Below are 229 nucleotides of genomic sequence, written 5' to 3'. Positions count from 1 at the left end.
GGCAGCCTTTAGTAATGATGCGTTGTCATACCCATACGCAAAGATTGCCGCAGATACCCTGCGTCGATAGGCATCATTCCAGCGACCTCGATCATCCTATACTGGTTGAGTGTGTTTTCACCGATCGCCCTGGCAAATGCGTTAAGGAATGGCTCGTTGCTCATGGCTAGCAAGTCTCCACCCTCTGGAATGTTGAGCATGCCCATTAGCTTGTCATCAAGTTTTCCAG

The 229-nt window shown here is 49.8% G+C and carries 1 protein-coding gene; it reads right to left on the bottom strand.

Annotated elements, in window-relative coordinates; genetic code table 11:
- Window positions 1–8: 8 nt before the first annotated feature.
- Window positions 9–229: hypothetical protein (locus B4920_RS29725; protein ID WP_161493408.1), on the bottom strand; the 221-nt coding region annotated here is incomplete at its 5' end.

The organism is Zoogloea sp. LCSB751, from assembly GCF_002028455.1.
Taxonomy (GTDB): Bacteria; Pseudomonadota; Gammaproteobacteria; order Burkholderiales; family Rhodocyclaceae; genus Zoogloea.
The sequence above is the reverse complement of the archived record's forward strand: the minus strand, read 5'-3'. Positions and strand labels throughout refer to the sequence as shown.